This window comes from Campylobacter showae, assembly GCF_900699785.1.
In the GTDB taxonomy this organism is placed as follows: domain Bacteria; phylum Campylobacterota; class Campylobacteria; order Campylobacterales; family Campylobacteraceae; genus Campylobacter_A; species Campylobacter_A showae_D.
This window is the reverse complement of record NZ_LR535679.1, coordinates 1885338-1904785: the sequence shown is the minus strand read 5'-3', so window position 1 is coordinate 1904785 and position 19448 is coordinate 1885338. Positions and strand designations below refer to the sequence as shown.

The window sequence follows — 19448 nt, the reverse complement described above, 5'->3', positions numbered from 1 at the left end:
GGCGCATTTTAGGCGTTTGGGTTAAACTCCGCTACGTGCGCGGCGCCAAAACTCTTATCTACAAAGCGCGTAAATTCCTTCTGAAATATTACCTCCACCGTGCCGACCGGGCCATTTCGGTTCTTGCCCACGATGATTTCGGCGTCCTCTTCGATCTTGTTAGGGACGAATTTACGCACGTACTCCTTGCCCTCGGCATGCGCCTTTTTCTCGGCCTCCTTCTCCTCCTGCTCGCGGTAAACCTCGTCGCGGTAGACGAAAAGTATCATATCGGCGTCCTGTTCGATGGCGCCTGATTCGCGCAGGTCGCTTAGCATCGGGCGTTTGTTGGCGCGGGACTCTAGGCTGCGGTTTAGCTGACTAAGCGCGATGATAGGCATGTCTAGCTCGCGCGCAAGTAGCTTTAGTCCGCGCGAGATTTCGGCGATCTGCAGGTGGCGATCGGAGAAATTTGACGTCGCCATCATGAGGCCGATGTAGTCGATGACGCACAGCGTGATCTCGGGGTGAGCAGACTTGAGCTTGCGCATCTGCGTGCGGATCTGATGGATATTTACGTAGCCGCTGTCGTAGACGAAAAGCTTGCGACTAGCCATATCGTCGCAAGCGTCGCTTAGGCGCGACCACTCCTCGTCGTCCATTTTAGCAGTCATTATGTTTTGTAGCGGGATCGATGTTTTGGCGCTTAGCATACGCAGCATGATCTGCTCGGCGGGCATCTCAAGAGAGAAAAATACGACTCCGCCGCCGCGCATCAGCACGTGGTTCATCAAATTTAAGCATATCGTGGTTTTTCCCATACCCGGGCGCGCCGCGATGATGATGAGGTCGCCGTGCTTAAAGCCCTTGGTCATCTCGTTTAGCTGGCGAAAACCAGTGTCGATGCCCACGATATCCTTATCTTCGAGCAGTTTTTGCTTTTCTAGGTGTGCGATGACGTCTGCGATGATGACGGGAGCGTCCTTTACGACGCCCGCGCTCTGCCCATCCACTAGCGAATAAAAACTCTGACTCAACTCGTCCACCATATCGCGGCTGGGCTTATCCTCGCTCACTTTGCTTGGAATTTGGTGTGCGATTTTGACGAGGCTTCGTTTGATCGATTTTTCTTTGATCTCGTTGGCGTATTTTTTCACGTCCAGGATCGAGTTCGTGCCGATGATCTCGCTCATCACGTTTTCGTCAAATTTACTTCCTAGTTTGGTTTTTAAAAACCCCGTTTCTACGGGCAAATTTTCATTCAGACACTTTACCATCGCGTCGTAAACGTCGCCGTGAGCGCGCAGATAAAAGTCAAACGGGCTTATGATATCGAAAATCTCGCTTAGATTATCCGCGCTATAGATGATGGATGCGAGGATCGCGCGCTCCATATCCAGGTCGTAGAGATTGTGCATATCGATGTTTTCTTTTGCCATTTTCGTGTCCTTTTATCTTGTTAAATTTGCCTGCGTTTGGGCGGATTTTATAAAATTTAGATTCAAATTTTACGCTTGCTCGTAAATTTGCTTTAGCTTTGAGCGGTCAAATTTGAGTTAGCGCCGTAAAGAACGCAGTTTCGCAATTAGATTCAAATTTGATGATCAAATTTAAACCCGAGCCGGAAATCAAATTTATCGGCTCAAATTTGACCGAGCCGAGCCGAGCGTCGCCAAATCTCAAATTTGACGCCCGAAATTTACGCCCGCGACTTTATCTCGTCGTCGATCTCTAGTAAAAATCTATCCACTAGCTCGCTCTCGGGCAGCCTTGCAACCACCTCGCCTTTGCGCATTATCATGCCGTTTCCTTTGCCAAACGCTATCGCTACGTCCGCGCCCTTAGCCTCGCCGATCGCGTTTACGACGCAGCCCATCACCGAGACGTTTAGCGGCTCTTTTATGTGCTTGGTTTTTTCCTCGACGAGCTTTACCGCAGCCATGAGATCAGCTTGCAAACGCCCACAGGTCGGGCACGAGATGATATTTAGCCCCTCTTTTTGGCGGCCACTATCTTTTAGGATCGCTTTTGCGACCTTGATCTCTTCTTCTAACTCGCCCGTGATACTAACTCGCATCGTGTCGCCGATGCCTTCTAGCAACAGTCCGCCTAGCGCGATCGCGGACTTTATCGTCGCGTGAAAGCTAGTGCCGGCCTCCGTCACGCCCAAGTGAAATGGATACGCCACAAGCGGCCTAAGCGCGCGATAAGCGGCCATCGTGCGCTCGACGTCGCTTGATTTTAGCGAGATTTTGATATCGGTAAAGTCAAAATCCTCGAGCAAATTTATATTATAAAGCGCGCTTTGCACCATCGCTTCGACCGTGCGACCGTATTTGTCCTCAAACTGCTTTTCTAGCGAGCCCGAGTTTACGCCGATGCGGATAGGCAGATTTCGCTGCTTGCACGCGTCCACAACGGCTTTGATGTTCTTTTTGGAGCCGATGTTTCCCGGGTTTATGCGGATAGCGTCGACGAACTCGCTAACTATCACGGCGTAGTTGTGGTTAAAGTGAATATCGGCGACGACGGGCAGCGGGCTAGCCTTCACGACCTCGCGCAGCGCGGCGGTGTCCTCTTTGTCAAACACGGCACAGCGCACGATATCGCAGCCGGCAAAATAAAGTCTCTGTATCTGCTCTAGCGTGCCTTTTACGTCTTTTGTTTTACTAAACGTCATCGACTGCACCGATATGGGCGCATCTCCGCCTATTTTTACGTCTCGGATTTTTATCTGTTTCGTGGGGTATCTTTGCAAATTTAGCCTTTAAATTTTATTGTGAGATTATATAAAATCTTGGCTTTTAAATAAATTTACCGCTCCAAAACCTACTCGCCGAAAACCTCGCGCCTATACTCCCGCGTATCTATAAATTTCTTTTTTGATTTTCTATGTGCGCGTCTATGTTTTTGCTAGTTATCTCTACGCCTAGCCCCGCATGCTCGCCCTGCCCCGACAAGAACTCCAGCATCATATCGCCAAGCTTTGCGTTATAGTGGCTAGCCTCCCAGTAGTACGGCGAGGCAAAATTTCTACTTCGCTACGCTCTTAGCTGCTAGCAGAAGATTTTTAAGCGTAGGCTAGGCAAGGACCTGCCGAGCTTGAAAATTAAATTTAAACGAAGTATAAGTAGAAAAAGACAAACTGCTAGGTGTTTAGATCCGGATAATCCCACGCATTATACTCATCGCTCGGATTATCGTTTTCAGCCCCCTTGCAGCACAGCCACTCTAGCCCGCCGCGCCTTTCCATCACGACCTCTTCATCAAGACCTGCACTCTTAGTGCCGTTTACTCTGGCATTGACGCACGCCCAGTGATAGCGGTAGACGAGATCGAGCGCCTGCAGGATTTCATCAGTATCCCGCATTTTTACGCACTCCGAAAAATCGCCGCTAAAGGTCTTCATTACAAAATTGCAATCGCAGATATCCTTTGGGAAATCCAGCTCTTTTACTAGCCCCATTGCCCAAAGCAGCGCCCACAGCGACTCGTATTTCCAGCCCATATTTACGGCCTCGTCGTAGCTCGCTTTGCCCTCTATGACGCGACGCTCCATGCGCGTTAGCTTGTCTATGCACCCGAAGCGGTTATCGAGAAAATCCTTTGTGCCCTGCTTGTCTTCGTCCGTTAGCTCGCCGTTATCTCTGATCGTGCAAGCGCACATTATCGCAGCAAACGAGCAAATAGAGCGTGCGATAACCTCGTCCTTTTCGCGCAGTGCGACCTCGCCCGTCTCGTATCGTAGCGGCAGATGATCTATAAAAGGCACGCCTTGCGATTTTAAAATTTCGATGCTTATATCCTTGCGCTCCTGCGCGGTCTTGCCGATCTTTACGGCGCTTGCGCTTCTTTTTCGCGCGCTATCGGCCACTTTTTTAAAAAAGTCAAAAATACCCACGCCTTCTCCTTAAAATTTGCATAAATTTATGCGGGTATTTTAGTACAAAAATGCCCAATTTTCTCTTACGGCTACGCCTGACTCGCTAAATTTGACAAGATAAAAAGCAAAGGCAAATTTAATAATCAACGCTTGCTAATCCACAGAATGTAAAAAATAAAATTTAGTGACTTTTTCAGAGTTCCGCCGGTGTGGTGTTTGGCGCAAAAATTAGTCTGGGGTAGAAAAAGAAGATAAAATTACGGTAAGACCGTAAATTTAGGGATAAAAACGGCCGCGAGCGGAGAGATGTCTAAATTTAGGCCTACCGCTCGCCAAAATCCGCTATTTTATTTACCTGCGCAGCTTTTGCAGCACTCCAAAAGCCTGCGTGCCGCATTTGAGGCTACGATTAGTCCCGCGGCAGACATTATTATATCTTTTAGCACCAGTCGTCCGGCACCCGATAGATACGGGAAGCCGTGATTAGGACTTTCAGTAATGCCGAGCGCCGGATTGCCTAGATTTGGCACCCAAGTCTCAGGCGTCGTTATCAAAAAGCTAAGCGTTACGATAGACATACCAAACGTCAGCAGCCCGCCGATAAGCCCTAGTTTAGGGAACCAGATGCCAAGCAGCACTAGCGTACCGATAGTGCAGATCATCGCGCCGATGAGGTACGAAACCGCGTAAGTACCGTTTTGTTTATGCCACTCGATGTTTTTAGGCACGACCAAGCCTTCCGGGTTTTTGTGTAGGTTGTACTCGGCGACCATTTTGCCCTTGCCGTTATCTACGATATCTTTTTTGCTATACATGTAGCTAAAAAACGGGCTGTTGGTTACAAACGGCACGATACCGTCGGCCTCATATTGCACGACTTTGAGTCCGCCTATCCACGCCATCACGATGAAAATCGCGACGCTAACGTAGTTTACGAAATATTTTTGCGAGCCTGCTAGGGCTTGTAAAAATTTTTGCATTAAGTTCCTTTAGGGTGATTTTTATAATTTTAATTAGACTGTATATTTAAGGCTAGATAAAATTATAACGGGATTATATATAAATCATATAAAATTCTGCTTAAAAAGATAAGCATTATCATAAATGGAAACTTTAATTACATTTTAGTTTTGGATTAAGCAAGATTTTAAATTTGAAGTTTATAGAATACGGTAAAAGCTTAAGGCGTTATCTGATCATATAATGTCTATATTTGCGAACGATAAAAACAAAAAAGCAAGCAAATACATCTTTTAAGCATAGCAAAAGCATGGACGACCCAAAGGACTAAAATATGCGTAAGCGCCAAAGAGCAAAGCTTGATTAAAACCGCCCCCCACTACAAAGATTGCAAGTATTTAAACCGTAAATTTAAGAGACTCGATCTAAATTTAACCAACCTACGTTCGTCAAATTTAAGATTTTATAAACGTCGTAAAAATCAAAGCGGCTAAATTTATATCAAACCTTGCAAGCTTGACTTGCCGGACGGCAAATTTATCGCAACTTAAATTTCAAGATTAAGCAGAATGCAAAATTTGATTTTACGAACTTTGCAAGATATTTACAGCAACATATCTAAGTCGCTATAAATAAAAATCAGATAAAAGCAAAATTTACGAGAAATTTATCGGATCCATATCGACGTCAAAGCCGTGCGCGGCGCAGATGCGAGCGGCTTTTATAAGCGGAGCGTGCGAGACGCAACGCAGCAAAATCTCAAAACGGTATTTTCCGCCCAGTATTTCGATCGCGCACTTGCCGTGTCCGACGACCTCTAGCGAAGATTCGGCCATGCGCAAATTTTCAAGCTCGGCTACGCAAATTTCAAGCCTTTGTTTTGCCGCCTGCTCACTTTTTTCAGAGACGACAACCCGCAAAAGCCTAGCAAACGGCGGATATATCGGCTCTCTAGCAAGAATCTCCTCAGCCAAAAACGCGTCGTAATCCGCGATAAAATTTTCAAAAAACTCCCGCTGCCTACCCTGCACGACCACGCGCCCCTCGCCCGAGCGCCCTGCCCTGCCCGCCACCTGCATCGCCAGCGCCAACGTCCGCTCGCGAGCGCGAAAATCCGGGAAATTTAGCAGCTCGTCGACGCCCATGATGACGGCAAGATCTACGTTGTGATAGTCGTGCCCTTTGCTTAACATCTGCGTACCGACAAGCGCGTCTATCTCGCCCGCGTTAAAGGCCTTTAGCGTCTTTTCAAGCTTGTTTTGCGTCGTGATCTCGTCGCGGTCGAATTTCTCGATCCTAGCCGCGGGAAACGCCGAGCGCAAGGCCTCCGTTAGCTCGTCGGTGCCGATTTTTTTCGCCTCGATCATCTCGCTACCGCACTTCTCGCACGAGCACGTCGCAGCCGTAGTAAAGCCGCAGTACTGGCACTTTAGCAGATTTCGCTTTTTATAAAAGCTCATCCCGACGCTACAAAACGGGCACTTTATCGTGCTGCCGCACTCGCGGCATGAAAGATAGCGGAAGTTCGCGCGCGTCGGCAAAAAGACGACCGCTTGCTTACCGCTCGCGAAACTCGCCGCAAGTTCGCCTAGGATCGCGTCGCCAAGCCCCGTCTCGCTCTCATCGTAGATAAATTTTTTCTCGCTTTTAAAAAACGTTCCTCTGAGCCTAAAATGCGGCTGCTTTTTGAAGCTCACGACGCTCGGAGTCGCCGAGCCAAGCACCACTTTGACGTCAAATTTGCTCGCTAAAAATAGCGCAAGGTCGCGGGCGTTATAGTGCGGATTTTGCGCGGATTTATAGCTGTCGTCATGCTCCTCGTCAACGATAATAAGCCCAAGCTCGGTAAACGGCAAAAACAGCGCCGAGCGCGCGCCTGCGATCAAATTTATTTCGCGACTCTGAAACTTTTGCAGGATTTCGCCGCGCTTTTTCGGAGTTATTTTAGAATGCCAGACGCCGAATTTTTCGCCAAAATAGCTTTTTAAGCGCTTCGTCATCTGCGGCGTTAGCGAGATTTCAGGCATCAAAAGCAAAACTTGTTTGCCCGCGAGTAGATATTCGCGGATAAGGGAAAAATAAATCTCGCTTTTGCCGCTTCCCGTATCGCCGAAAATCAAACTCGTTTTATGGCTTTTAGCGAAATTTAGCGCTTCTTGTTGATCTTGGTTTAGGTTTGGAATTTTTGGGAAAAACTCCGTTGCAACTGGTTGGTCGGTGCTTATTTTGGGCGACCGTGCGGGATTATTAAAATTTAGTTTGGTAGCAACATTTTCATTTAAGTTCAAATTTTCTTGAAAGCTATTATTATTTAAATTTTGGGGCAAATTTGACTGCGATGTTTTGTCAAATTCCGTAGTAAAATTTAACTCTTTGCTATCGTCTGGTGCATTTTTATCAGTCAAAATTTGCGCTTGTGTCAAATTCTGTAAGCAGGGCACTTCGGTCTCTAGTGGAGTAAAAAGTCCAGCCGCGACAGATAAATTTACGACGTAATAGTGCGAGATAAATTTTAAAAGCGAGATTTGTATAGGCGTAAGCGCAGCGGGTAAAATTTCCAAAATTTCAAGCGTTTTAAATTTTGGCTCGGCTACGCCTTGCAAAACGTAGCCAACAGTTTTTTTATTTTTTATATTGATTAAGACTTGTGTAAAATTTGAGATTTTAAAATTTGAATGATAGGTAAGCGGCTTAAGGTTTAAGCCGCTTGGAATTATTTGGTAGTAGAGCATTACTCCGTTAAGGCGCTACAAAGGCTATCGGTTCTAGGGCACGAAAAAGTGCCGCTTGCCTGATCATAGGTAAATCTAGTGGAACTTCCACGAAGTGTAAAAATATAGTCATTCCCATCCTTGGTCCATCCGCTTTTATTATCAATTTTTATACCGTTTTGTAAAACATTTTCAAATAAAAGTCCAGTAGTGCTACCTGCTTTCTCAAGTGCGGGATAGGTAAAATTACCGGTTAGCATATTTGCATTATATGCATTTGTAACGGCGCTTTTTATCGATGCTATATCAGATCTAGCCCTAACCAGTACTGCATCATCCCTGCTAACGAACAGTCTAGGCACGGCGATTGCCGCCAAAATACCTATGATAACTATAGTAAAAACAAGTTCAATCATAGTAAATGCTCGCTTCATTTGCATTCCTTTTGTTTTTAGCAAGATTATACCACAATAATCTATAAATAAAAATCTAGATAATAGAATTTAAAAAGGCCTAAGACTTAGAAAAGTCTTAGGCCCCATATGTAACTACTTGATTAAAAATTAGAATTTAATCGTAGTAGTACCACCGATAGCTATACCTTTTCCTTGTGTAACTGTAGGAGTACCGCCGGCAGCTGGTACAGTAGTTTTTGCATATGTTTTATCCATTAGATTCTTAACTGCGCCGTTAGTAAGAAGTCTTGGGCATATAGTGTTAGCAGCAGCTGCATCATCACCATTGCTAAACGTAATTACAGGGGGATTATTAGCATCGCCTGCTGTTACTGTAACCGCTACGCATTTCTTACCGGCAGAATCAATCTGACCTGTTAATGTTGGAGTTCCAACAAATTTGACTCCAGTCATGTCAGTTAATTTTGCACCTAAAGTAGCTTGCGATACATAATATGATGATACATCACTAACCAAAACGCTCATCGCTCTTGCAGTTTTAACAGCCTCTGCGTCATCTCTAGAAGCAGCTAGTCTTGGGATAGCTATAGCAGCTAGGATACCTAGAATAACGATCACGAAGATCAACTCGATCATTGTAAAACCTTTTCTCATATGAGACTCCTTGTATGAATTCTACATACACTTATGTAGTTAAACGGAATTATACGACTTTTAACTTAAAAAAAAATAAAATAGCAATAAATTTATAAGGAGCGTGTAAAAACGAAACGAAAGTGCAAATTTTAGCCGATCTCTTTGCTGAGCTTTTGGGCCAGTGAGCGCAGTTCGCGCTCTTGTTGGTAGTTTTCATAACATTTTTGCACAAAGGCACTAAGTAGTTCTTTTACGTCAAGATATCTTTTACCTTCCGTAAAGGTATCCCACTCGCGCTCAAAGCTTTGCGCAAATTCGTCTTCGAGGCTGATAGTATAAGAAGTAGAGGCGATTTTGACCGTTATTTTTCTCATAGCTTATTTATTTTCCCAGTACCGCTTCGATCTTGCGGATAACGTCGTCACTCTCGGTATTTTTGGCTCTTAGATCTTCTTCGAGGCGTGCGATTTGATTACTCTTGGCTTCGTTTTGTGCCTTCACGCTTACTAGCTCGTTGCGTAAAGATTCATTTTCATCGCAAACTTCGTTATATCTAGCTAGCAGGTCGTTTACTCTATCGGTTAGAGTATTTAGCACTTTATCGTCGTCAAACATCATTTTTCCTTAGTTTTGGTATAATTTTACGTAATTGTAACAAAAAAAGCTGATTTTTAAGGTAAAAAATGAAAAATTTTGAAATTTCGTCCAAATTTAGCCCGAGCGAGGATCAGGCCCGCGCAGTCGCCAACATCGTCGCATCCGTAAGATCGGGCAATAAATACCAAACGCTTCTAGGCGTCACGGGCTCGGGCAAGACCTTTACGATGGCAAACGTGATAAAAGAGCTAAATATGCCCACTCTAATCATGACGCACAACAAATCCCTCGCCGCGCAGCTTTATAGCGAATTTAAGGGCTTTTTCCCTAAAAATCACGTGGAGTATTTCATCAGTTACTACGACTACTATCAGCCCGAGGCCTATATCCCGCGTCAAGACCTTTTCATCGAAAAAGACAGCTCCGTAAACGAAGAACTCGAGCGTCTGCGCCTCTCTGCGACGGCGAGCTTGCTTAGCTTTGACGACGTCGTGTGCGTGGCGTCGGTGTCGGCCAACTACGGCTTAGGTAATCCTAGCGAATACAAAGGCATGGTCGCATACCTAAACGTCGGCGATAAAATCAACCAGCGCGCACTACTGCAAAAGCTAGTGGATATGGGATACAAGCGAAACGACGTTTATTTTGACCGAGGCGACTTTCGCGTAAACGGCGACGTGGTGGACGTATATCCCGCGTATTTTAACGACGAGGCGTTTAGGATCGAGTTTTTCGGCGACGAGATCGAGACGATGTATAGCCTGGACGTGCTGGAAAACAAAAAAAGACACGACCTGAAAAAATTTATCCTCTACCCGACCAGCCAGTTTATCGTGGGCGAAAACCGCCTAAAAATCGCCATCAAGCAGATCGAAGAGGAGCTGGCGGAACGACTAAAAGAATTTAGCGAGCAAGGCAAGCTTGTAGAAGCACAGCGCCTAAAACAGCGAGTAGAATTTGACCTAGAAATGATGAGTAGCACCGGCATGTGCAAGGGTATCGAAAACTACGCGCGCCACCTAACGGGACAAAAGGCAGGAGAGACGCCGTACTCTATGTTTGATTACTTCGAGCTAGGCGGCAAGGACTATCTAGTCATCGTGGACGAAAGCCACGTGAGCCTGCCGCAGTTTCGCGGTATGTACGCGGGTGACCGAAGCCGCAAAGAGGTGCTGGTGGAGTACGGATTTCGCCTCCCGTCCGCGCTTGATAATCGTCCGCTTAAATTTGACGAGTTTATAAACAAACGCGCCAAATTTCTTTTCGTCTCGGCAACACCGAACGAATACGAGATAAATTTAAGCAGCGGCCACGTCTACGAGCAAATTTTACGCCCGACGGGACTGCTTGATCCCTTGATCGAGATAAAAGACAGCGAAAATCAGGTGGAAATTTTATTTGACGAGGCGAAAAAAACCATCGAGAGAAACGAGCGCGTGCTAGTCACCGTGCTCACCAAAAAGATGGCCGAGGAGCTCAGCCGCTACTACACCGAGCTTGGCATCAAGGTCAAATACATGCACTCAGATATCGACGCCGTCGAGCGAAACGAGATCATCCGCGGACTGCGCGGGGGCGAGTTTGATATGCTCATCGGCATAAATTTGCTCAGAGAGGGGCTTGACCTGCCCGAGGTTAGCCTCATAGCTATCATGGACGCCGATAAGGAGGGCTTTTTGCGCTCGACGACGAGCCTGATCCAAACGATGGGGCGCGCGGCCAGGAACGTAAACGGCCGAGTGTTGATGTTTGCCAAAAAGATCACCAAATCCATGCAAGAAGCTATGGATACGACGCTGGCTCGCCGCAAGATGCAGGATGAGTACAACCGCGCCCACGGTATCACGCCGCGCTCGGCTAGCCGAAACATCGAGGAGAGCCTGCACGTCGAGGACGGCACGGAGATCTTAAGAAAAGGCGCAAATCTAGAAAAAATGCCTGCCGCCGAGCGAGCGAGTATCATAAAAGAGCTAAGAAAGCAGATGCTGGATGCCGCGGCGCAGCTGGAGTTTGAAAAGGCGGCGGCATTGCGCGACGAGATCGCCAAGATACGCAAGCTTTAAATTTGACGGCTTGTCTTTTGAGTGTCTTTGAATGAGCTTGCAAAAATATCGCTGCGGCAACCTATTTGGTTAGCCTTGCTCATTTTTGCTTCACAACATTCAAATCCATCTCAAAATACTTCGCCTTAACTCTTTTTATTCAAATTTGAAGTTAAATTTGCAAATTTCGGCTTCAAATTTGACCTGCCGAGACCCGCATCTTGAAAATCCAAATTTTGTTTGGTTAAATTTTAGCGCTAAATTTTACTTCCAAATTTTGAAAATAACACAAAATTTATTTAGCCAATTTTGACTAAAATATGACGTATTTGTAAAAAACCCAAATTTCAATCACAAAAGGAGTCTATAAATGACAAAAGAAGAGATAAAAATTACAAAACGTGGTTTTGTTTCTGTCTTTGATATAAAAGGCGGCTTAATAAAAACATTGGCAGAGTGTACGCTTGACGGCAAATACTATAACTCTGCAGTCAGAATAACAACAAGAAATTTATATCAAAATCTAAACAAAAAGACAAATTTTGTAGACGACATAGAAACAGAAGTCATTTTTAGGATACCTTGCCCAAACGACAAAGATGCAGGTATCCTAGCGACGCATGTCAGAAACATGTTTTCGAATGGTAAAATTTTGCGCCTAAGTTGTGCTTTTATAGATAATGAAATAGTTAATATCAAAGAAAGCTACGATGAAATTTTAGCCCAGTAATCTCACCCGCCGTCCTCGATATTTTCCTGCATAAAAACCCGCATGCTCGGAAACTCCAGCGCACAAAGATGGCCAAATTTATGCTTATAGACGCAGCCTGCGTCGATATTTGCGCTAAATTTAGCGATATCAGGCTCCGCGATCGGCGTATGACCGTAGACGTTAAAGACGCCATCGTTTTGGCTAAAATCGCCCCTGCCGCAAAGCACGTGCCGCCTAAACTCCGCCGCACTATCGCCGTCCGAGTTACGCAGCGGCCACATTCGCCCGACCGCCGAGTGCGATACGACTAGCCGCCTGCCCTGCGCATTTTTAAACTCGTCAAACTCCAAATAAAGCGGCAAATTTGACAAAAACTCTATGTGCGCGAGTTTCTGGGCGCGGTCGGCTTTGGCATAGGAGGCGAAGGTCTGCGCACCGCCGTTTAGGAAAAACCAGCGCAGATCGCTAGGAATTTCGCCGCGCAAAAATGCGTCCTTGTGTTGCAAAAGGCGGTACTCGTGATTGCCCATAACGGCCGCGTAGCCTCGCTGCATCGCTAGCTGCACGACCTCAAAGCTACCATTTCCGCGGTCTATCAGATCGCCAACGAAGCAAATTTTAGAATCGGCGCCGCGCGGCAAGCGATCTATCAAGGCGCAAAGGGTTTTATAGCAGCCGTGAACGTCACCGATGAGGTAAATTTGGTCGTCATAATCATCTAACATTTTTATTTGCCTATCTTAAATTTAGCTCAAATTTTAGCCATTTTTTATAAATTTTACAGTCGCTTTCACGCTCTTATACGCTTAAAAACAAACAATATCTACTAAAAATCACATTTTTTATATATTTTTTATTCTTTATCTCTTATAATATCATATAACGATAAAATTAGTTTTTATACTTCAAGGAGGTTTAATAAATAACGCCGACGACCTCAAATTTAGTCGTAGGCTTAGCCGAGAGTACATTTAACCCAACACCAAAGACGAGATAACCAAATTTCATTTCAAGGGAGAAAAAATGAAAAGACGAAATTTCTTAAAGCTTAGCGCATTAGCCGGCGTTAGCCTGCAAGCTAGCAGGATAGAGGGCGTTACCCAGACGCTTTTTGACCAGAAGAAAGTTTTTTGTGCAAATAGATTCGGTCCGTTTTACGCAAACGTAGTCAGCGGACAGATAACTAGCGTAGATCCTTTTGAGGCGGATAAATTCCCAAGCACTTTAAACAACGCCGTTGCAGATTGCGTCCAAAACGAGAGCAGAGTACTGTATCCTTGCGTTAGAAAGAGTTATCTGGAGAAAAAGGGGCCGAACAAACCCGAGCTTAGAGGCGAGGAGGAATTCGTAAGAGTTAGCTGGGATACGGCGCTTGATCTAGCCGCAAAAGCTCTAAAAGAAAATTTTGAAAAATACGGCTCCGAGAGTATCTACGGAGAGTGCTACTGGTGGGGCGGCAGCGGTAAAGTTAGCTGGGGTAGAGCTACGGCTAGGAGGATGCTAACGATACTAGGCGGCTTCGTCTCAGAAGACGGCAACTACTCCTACGGCGCGGGTCACGTTATCATGCCTCACGTTATCGGAACCATCGAACCAAACGAAGCTCCGACAAAATGGGAAGCAGTACTAAAGTCCGCCAAAACGATAGTATTTTGGGGGAGCAACCCGGTAGTAACTAATGAAATAGGCGTAGGCGCTCCTACTCACGAAGGTTACGACGTGTATGCCAAACTAAAAGAGATGAACGCAAAAGGCGAGAAGAAAATTTACGCCGTAGATACCTATAAAAACGATACGATTAGGTATTTAAACTCGGACTTTATAGGAGTGGTGCCGGGAACCGATACGGCTATGATGATAGGTATGTGTCACTATCTATACGAAAATAAACTATACGACGAAGCATTTATAGGAAAATACACCGTCGGATTTAATAAATTTAAAGATTATTTTCTAGGCACTCACGACAAAGTAGTTAAAAATTTAGACTGGGCTAGCAAAATTTGCGGTGTAAGCGTCAAAAAGCTAGAGGAACTTTGCGTGTCGTTAGCCAAAAAACGAGTCTTTGATAATAAGCGGTTTTGCCATCCAAAGGCAAGATCACGGAGAGCAGTCGTATTGGGCTCTCATCACGCTAGCCTCGATGCTAGGACACATAGGCAAAGAGGGTTGCGGCTTTATGACTTGCGATCAGGGGCATAAAACCAGCACGGATAGCTTTATCGCGCCGGCTCTAAAAGGCCTAAGCTCGGTTCCTAGCGAAAAATACACCACAGAAAATAGCCCTTGGGTAAAAAACAAAGGCTACGTCATGCCAAACAGCAGAATAATAGACGCACTCCTAAATCCAGGCCAAGAGATGCAAAGAAACGGCGAAATTTACAAACTCCCGCACATGAGAGTTTCCGTAAGCGCTAGCGGCTCGATATTTACGAGACATCAAGACATAAACCGCGCGGTACAAGCGTGGAAAAAGCTTGATACCGTGATAACCATAGAGCCATATTGGACTAGCGGAGCTAAGCTTAGCGACATAGTCCTGCCTGCAGCTATAGAGCCTGAGAGAAACGATATAGAGCAGTCAAACGCTACGGGCGAGTATATATTTGCCATAAAACAAGCCGTCCAGCCTATGGGCGAGAGCAGAAGCGATTTTGAAATTTGCAAAGGAATTTGCAAGAGATGGGGCATGGAAGAGGTATTTACCGAGGGCAAGACCGAGATGGAGTGGATAAAAGAAATTTTCGCCGACGCCATGGATCAAGCCAAAGCGCTCGGATACGATAATTTGCCTACGTTCGATGAGTTTTGGGAAAAAGGATACGTAAAATTCGACAAAAAAGACGAAGAGAAAAAATACTATACTAGATTTGCGAATTTTAGAGAAAATCCGAATAAATTTAGACTCGGAACGCCGTCCGGAAAAATCGAGATTTACTCGCCCGTCATCGCAAAAATGAAATACGACGACTGCTTTGGGCATCCGGCATGGTTTGAGCCTACCGAGTGGCTTGGCGATAAAGAAAAAACTAAAAAATATCCTCTCGCGCTAAACACTCCGCACTCTCGCTTCAGACTGCACTCTCAGCTAGATAACTCCATAGTTAGAAAGTACGCTGAAGTAAACGGTAGAGAGCCGATATTTATCAGCCAAAGCGCGGCCAAGAAGCGCGGCATCGCAACAGGAGACGTGGTTAGGGTGTTTAACGATAGGGGCGAAATTTTATGCGGAGCGATAGTGAGCGACATAACCCAAGACGACGTCGTAATCGTATGCGAAGGCGCATGGTACGATCCTGAAGTCTACGGCAAAAAGAGCCTGTGCCAGCACGGATGCGTAAACGTGCTCACAAAAGACAAAGGCACGAGCAAGCTAGCGCAAAGCAACATCGCTCATACGAATTTAGTCCAAGTCGAAAAATATAAAGGCACGATAAGACCTATCAGAGCGTTTTCAAAACCAAAAATCATAGGCGCTTAATTTAAGGCGGGGCTTAGGCTCCGCTTTTTTTAATCTTGCAACTTTATAGAATTTCATTTGCTGTAGCCTTATTTGAGATTACTTGTCTTGTCGTTTTTGATCCGCTTCGGTGTGCATTAAAGCTGCTGTTTCAAAAATAAAATAGACACTGTCATCGTCAAATTTAAACGCCTCAATCGCCGATCACTAACATCACGCCAAGCGCTATCATAGTAACGCCGACGAAAAACTCCAAAATTTTCCATGCGGCCGGCTTTTGAAACAGCGGCGCTAAAAATCTAGCTCCGTATCCGAGCAAAAAGAAAAACGCAAACGACGCGCACATCGCGCCCGCGCCAAAGAGTCCCGCGCGCTCGCTAAATTTCGTAGAAACCGAGCCTAAAAGTACGACAGTATCAAGATATACGTGCGGGTTTAGCCACGTAAAAGCTAGCGTAAGAAGCGCCGTTTTAGCCGTACTGCGCGCCTCCTCGCCGCCTGCCGTTAGCGCATGCGAGGCGCTAAACGCGCTATAAAGACTACGAACCCCGTAAATGCTCAAAAACACAAATCCGCCCCAAAGCGCGGCCGTTTTGATGATAGGGTAGCGCTCAACCGCATAGCCAAAGCCCGATACTCCCGCAAAAATCAGCGCGACGTCGCTAAGCGCGCAGATAGCGCAAACGAGAAAAACATGCTGTTTTTTGATGCCTTGTTTTAGCACGAAGGCGTTTTGCGCTCCGATGGCAAGGATCAGCGATAATCCGAGCGAAAACCCCGAGAAAAAGGCGTTGAAAGAAATCATTTTATCACTTATATTTTGTTTTTTAAATTTTTGACCGAAATGCATGCGACAAAAAGCTCGGCGAGTAAAATTTGCGACATGCGGAGATTTTTGCAAATTTGTGAGTCAAATTTTAGCAGCATCAAGGTGCGGGTCTCGGCAGGTCAAATTTGAAGCCGAAATTTACAAATTGACTTCAAATTTAAATGTAAAACGATAAGGCGAAGTATCGCGAGACGATTTTTCGAGTTTTGAAGCAAAATTGAGCGTGCGCTAGGCATATAGCCTGCGGAGCGAAAATTTGCAAAATCTCGGAAAAGCGCTCGCGAGACAAGCCTTCCTAAAAGCCGCTTAACTTTCTTTCAAAAGTTTCGCCACCATCTGCTCGCTCTTACCCTTATCGGTATCCTTTTTCGTCGCCTTGTATACCCCGCTCACGTACTCCTCGAGCACCTCTTGCGAGTTTATGCGCGCGTCGCCCTCTTTAGGTCTCACCTTGGCGTATTCGCCGCTGTTTTGCAACTCAAACGCCAGCTCGTTATCGCTAAGCTGCAAGCGCAAAAACTCGAGCAAGCGCTCTTGCAAATTTTTATCGATTATCGGCGTCATGAGCTCTAGGCGGCGCTCGAGATTTCGCGGCATCCAGTCGGCGGAAGCGATGTAAATTTGAGGCTCGGCGTGCCTGAAATAAAATATCCTCGCGTGCTCAAGGTATTTGCCGATGAGCGATCTCACGCGGATATTTTCGCTTAGGCCCTTCACTTCCGGGCGCACGCAGCAGATGCCGCGCACGATGAGGTCGATCTTTACGCCGGCACTACTGGCCTTCACCAGCGCATCCACGATATCGCTATCTACTAGCGCGTTCATCTTGGCCACGATCCTGCCTTGCTCTCCGTGCGCGGTCTCGGTCTTTATCATCTCTAGCACACGCTCTTTTATCTGCATCGGCGACATAGAGAGCGTCTGCAGGCGGCGGTTTTTAGAAAAACCCGAAAGTATATGAAAAAACGTCGTCGTATCGCTCGCAAACTCCGCCCTACTCGTAAAATAGCTCACGTCGGTGTAAATTTTCGCCGAACCGCCGTTGTAGTTGCCGGTGGATAGATGCATGTAAAATTTGAGCTTGCCGCCCTCTTGACGGATGACTTGGCTCACTTTTGCGTGCACCTTAAAGCCCGTGATGCCGTATATCACGTGCGCGCCGGCGTCCTCTAGCGCCTTTGCCCAGTGTAGGTTGTTTTCCTCGTCGAACCTCGCCTTTAGCTCGACCATCACGGTTACTTGCTTGCCGTCGTTTGCGGCATCGATGAGAGCCTGGATGATAGGCGAGCTTTTATCGACGCGGTAGAGCGTCATGCGGATCGAAATCACGCGAGGATCCTTACTCGCCTCCCTGATAAACTGCACTACCGGATCAAAGCTCTCGTAGGGATGCACGACTAGCACGTCTTCTTTATCGATGACGTCAAACATCGAGAGATGAGTGCTAAAAGGCGGCAATGTCTTTGGCGCGTACGGCGGTAGGCAAAGGTGCGAAAATTCTTTATTTCCCACGATTTGCCAGAGCGAATTTAGCGTGAGCGGGACGGTGTACTCGTAGATATCCTTATAAAAAATCTTCATATGCGAGTTTAGAAACTCGACTATCTCGGCATCGGCGTCCTTTTGTATCTGCATGCGGACAAAGGCGCCCTTGCGGCGCAATTTAAGCCCCTGTTCGAGGATCATCATGAAATCATCGGCCTCTTCTTCCTCGATCACGATATCGGCGTTTCGCGTGACCCTAAACGCCGCCGAGCTAAGTAGCTTGTAACCCGGGAAAATCTCCTCTGCGTGGCGGTGCACGATCGTTTCTATCGGCACGTAAACATTGTCGGCCGCTTGATAAAATCTCGGTAAAACGCGCGAGATACGTATCATGCCAAATTTCACTATCTCAGGACTATCCGCGTCGGCAAGCTTAACAGCCAGGCTAAAGCTAAGGTTGTTTAGATGAGGGTACGGATGCGTGGCATCAACCGCGATAGGCACGATGACGGGCAGGATGTTTGAGAAAAAATACTCGTCGCATTTGGCGCGAAGTTCGGGCGAAATTTCGTCGTAATTTTTCATAAAAAGCCCGTTTTGAGCGAGCTCTTTTAGCGCGTCTTTATAGTGTTTTTCCACGAGCGCGAGTTCGTCTTTTATGTATTTTCTGATCTCTCTTAGCTGCTCGAGCGGACTCATACCGTCACTACCGCTAGCTGCGACTCCCGCGGCAAAAAGCTGCTTAAGCCCCGCGATGCGGATCATGTAAAATTCATCCAAATTCGTCATGTAAATCGCGATAAATTTTAGCTTTTCAAGCGGCGGCAACGCCTTTTCGCACTGGGCTAAAACGCGCGAGTTAAAACGCAACCAGCTAAGCTCGCGATTGATAAAAACGCTCTTTGTCTCATCCATTTTCCATCCTTTTTAAACTTTTATAAATTTTAGCGAATTTTCTCTTAAATCACGGCCTTTCCAAAAAGCCGTAAGTTTGTGTTATAATAAACGAAAAATAAATTAAATTTCGGCAAAAATAGGCAAGGAAATAAGATGGAATATATTTGGGCGGTTATTATTTTGTGCGTCGGAATGGCGGTTTTTTGGGTGCTCAAAAAGATTTCGATGTAGCCGCGTTGTAAATTTGAAAACAAATTTATATTTTGACGTCAAATTTGGTATTTTTGGAGCGATTTTACATCCTTGTTTTGAATTAAATTCGGCGCGATTTGCAGCTAATCAAAGATAAAAATTTGAGAGAATTTGAGACAGAAAACGGCGGCGCAAATCGTCCGCCGCTATTAAATCAAAGATTATTTTCTTTTTTATATTCGGCTAAAAAGGCGTAAATTTCGTCTTTTAGTCTGAGTTTTTCGCGTTTTAGAGCATCCACTTCGGCATCGTTATAGACGTTGCCTTTTTGCATCTCGGCGATCTTTTCGTCTAGGTCGTTGTGTTTATCAAAAAGCGACGTAAATCTCGCATTCGTACCTTTTAGCTTGGTTATAAGCTCTCTGTCTTCATGAAACATATTTGCTCCTTTGATGGATTAAATTTTAATTTAATTTTAGCGAATATTATTTTAAGAGCGGGTTAAAAACGCGCCGTATCTGGGCGATTTGGTAAATTTTACCTAGCCTACGCCAAGCTTAAATTTGTCAAATTTTATTGCGCCGACGAATTGTTTTTGCGTCAAATTTGAAATGGTTACTTGACACAAATTTAAGCCACACAAGCTATG

Annotated in this window: 15 protein-coding genes and 1 pseudogene; 3 read left to right on the top strand and 13 right to left on the bottom strand. The window is 45.8% G+C overall.

Translation table 11 applies throughout. The annotated features are described in order from the left end of the window. Window positions 1-8 precede the first annotated feature (8 nt). The 9 genes from E4V70_RS09380 to E4V70_RS09340 all read right to left on the bottom strand — a co-directional run bounded on the left by E4V70_RS09380 (window position 9) and on the right by E4V70_RS09340 (window position 9200). The gene (locus E4V70_RS09380; RefSeq protein ID WP_122863520.1) at window positions 9-1418 is read right to left on the bottom strand and encodes a replicative DNA helicase; all 1410 of its coding nucleotides are present in this window, start codon (window positions 1416-1418) and stop codon (window positions 9-11) included. A gap of 260 nt (window positions 1419-1678) precedes the next feature. Then, on the bottom strand, window positions 1679-2737 hold the full coding sequence (ispG, locus tag E4V70_RS09375) for a flavodoxin-dependent (E)-4-hydroxy-3-methylbut-2-enyl-diphosphate synthase (RefSeq protein WP_122863519.1): 1059 nt from the start codon (window positions 2735-2737) through the stop codon (window positions 1679-1681). A 390-nt stretch (window positions 2738-3127) separates the two neighbouring features. Further along, a complete protein-coding gene (locus E4V70_RS09370) occupies window positions 3128-3880 on the bottom strand; it encodes a DUF4272 domain-containing protein (protein ID WP_122863518.1) in 753 nt (250 codons plus the stop codon). Window positions 3881-4209: 329 nt separating this feature from the next. After that, a complete protein-coding gene (locus E4V70_RS09365; protein WP_122863517.1) occupies window positions 4210-4842 on the bottom strand; it encodes a DUF417 family protein in 633 nt (210 codons plus the stop codon). A gap of 636 nt (window positions 4843-5478) precedes the next feature. Then, complete coding sequence (locus E4V70_RS09360) at window positions 5479-7554, bottom strand: primosomal protein N' (protein ID WP_122863516.1); 2076 nt, start codon at window positions 7552-7554, stop codon at window positions 5479-5481. After that, a complete protein-coding gene (locus E4V70_RS09355; RefSeq protein WP_232037859.1) occupies window positions 7554-7967 on the bottom strand; it encodes a type II secretion system protein in 414 nt (137 codons plus the stop codon). The genes E4V70_RS09360 and E4V70_RS09355 overlap by 1 nt, the downstream gene beginning before the upstream one ends. A gap of 129 nt (window positions 7968-8096) precedes the next feature. After that, complete coding sequence (locus E4V70_RS09350) at window positions 8097-8603, bottom strand: type II secretion system protein (RefSeq protein WP_122863514.1); 507 nt, start codon at window positions 8601-8603, stop codon at window positions 8097-8099. Between the two features lie 131 nt (window positions 8604-8734). Beyond that, window positions 8735-8959 carry a hypothetical protein gene (locus tag E4V70_RS09345; RefSeq protein WP_122863513.1) on the bottom strand — a complete coding sequence of 75 codons (225 nt, stop codon included), beginning with the start codon at window positions 8957-8959 and terminating at the stop codon, window positions 8735-8737. Window positions 8960-8966: 7 nt separating this feature from the next. Continuing rightward, window positions 8967-9200 carry a hypothetical protein gene (locus tag E4V70_RS09340; RefSeq protein ID WP_002946115.1) on the bottom strand — a complete coding sequence of 78 codons (234 nt, stop codon included), beginning with the start codon at window positions 9198-9200 and terminating at the stop codon, window positions 8967-8969. A gap of 68 nt (window positions 9201-9268) precedes the next feature. Between E4V70_RS09340 and uvrB the strand changes: the two genes are divergently transcribed. Beyond that, window positions 9269-11245, top strand: coding sequence for an excinuclease ABC subunit UvrB (uvrB, locus tag E4V70_RS09335; protein WP_122863512.1), 1977 nt, complete (start codon window positions 9269-9271; stop codon window positions 11243-11245). 349 nt (window positions 11246-11594) lie between these two features. Continuing rightward, entirely contained in the window at window positions 11595-11954 is a 360-nt protein-coding gene (locus E4V70_RS09330) for a hypothetical protein (protein ID WP_122863511.1), read from the top strand. 2 nt (window positions 11955-11956) lie between these two features. On the opposite strand, the gene E4V70_RS09325 is transcribed toward E4V70_RS09330, so the two are convergent. Then, entirely contained in the window at window positions 11957-12661 is a 705-nt protein-coding gene (locus E4V70_RS09325) for a metallophosphoesterase (protein WP_122863510.1), read from the bottom strand. A 298-nt stretch (window positions 12662-12959) separates the two neighbouring features. Between E4V70_RS09325 and E4V70_RS09320 the strand changes: the two are divergent. Then, window positions 12960-15417: pseudogene (locus E4V70_RS09320) on the top strand (molybdopterin-dependent oxidoreductase). Between the two features lie 172 nt (window positions 15418-15589). Here the strand turns inward: E4V70_RS09320 and E4V70_RS09315 are convergent. The 3 genes from E4V70_RS09315 to E4V70_RS09305 all read right to left on the bottom strand — a co-directional run bounded on the left by E4V70_RS09315 (window position 15590) and on the right by E4V70_RS09305 (window position 19238). Next, window positions 15590-16201 (bottom strand): LysE/ArgO family amino acid transporter, encoded by a 612-nt coding sequence (locus E4V70_RS09315; protein ID WP_122863509.1) that lies wholly within the window; start codon window positions 16199-16201, stop codon window positions 15590-15592. Window positions 16202-16531: 330 nt separating this feature from the next. Next, window positions 16532-18625: an RNA degradosome polyphosphate kinase gene (locus E4V70_RS09310; RefSeq protein WP_122863508.1), complete on the bottom strand. Its 2094-nt coding sequence runs from the start codon at window positions 18623-18625 to the stop codon at window positions 16532-16534. A gap of 388 nt (window positions 18626-19013) precedes the next feature. Then, window positions 19014-19238 (bottom strand): YdcH family protein, encoded by a 225-nt coding sequence (locus E4V70_RS09305; protein WP_002946649.1) that lies wholly within the window; start codon window positions 19236-19238, stop codon window positions 19014-19016. Window positions 19239-19448: the final 210 nt, after the last annotated feature.